Below are 698 nucleotides of genomic sequence, written 5' to 3' on the forward strand. Positions count from 1 at the left end.
AAAACCCCCGTCTAGAAAATTATTGACAGTATAACTTTACCTGAGTCGCGATCGGGCTTTTGCACCGACGATAGTGGGATACCGTACCGACTATATCAGATATCAAGCCACCTGATGATCTGTTGCCAAAATGGTGTATTATAAACAAGCTAGTGCTGGAGCAAGCAGCCCCATTGGCTTAAAAGTAATATTTTATACAAAAAATAATCTACTGAAAATGAACGAGCAAAAGGCTGTAACCGAATTCGAGAAAGGCAATCAACTTCTGCAAGAGGGAAAACTAGAAGATGCGATCGCAGCCTATTGCTGCGCGATCGAGTTAAATTCCGCCAATTCTTGGTTTCACCAGCAATTAGGAGAAGCTCTAGCCAAACAGGGACGCTTGGATGAAGCGGTCACAGCTTTTTGTTCCGCCATAGAACTCAAACCAGATTTTTCTTGGTCTCATCACCACTTAGGGGATGCCCTAGCTCAACAGCAAAAATGGAAAGAATCCGCTGAGGCCTTCGGCAAAGCGATCGAACTCAATCGCGAACATGATGGGAGTTACGTGGGGCTAGCTAAGAGTTTAGCAAAACTGGGTCAACTGGATGAGGCGATCGGAGCTTATCGTCATGCAAGTGAACTGAACCCTGATGCTGACTGGATTCATCAGGCCTTGGCAAGTGTACTGCAACAGCAAAAGGAGTCGAATTTAG

The 698-nt window shown here is 45.3% G+C and carries 1 protein-coding gene; it reads left to right on the top strand.

The features are described 5' to 3' along the window. Positions 1-217: 217 nt before the first annotated feature. On the top strand, positions 218-698 hold a 481-nt coding region (locus tag QUB70_RS32420), incomplete at its 3' end, for a tetratricopeptide repeat protein (protein ID WP_332985906.1).

Source organism: Microcoleus sp. A003_D6 (assembly GCF_036702825.1).
GTDB lineage: Bacteria > Cyanobacteriota > Cyanobacteriia > Cyanobacteriales > Microcoleaceae > Microcoleus.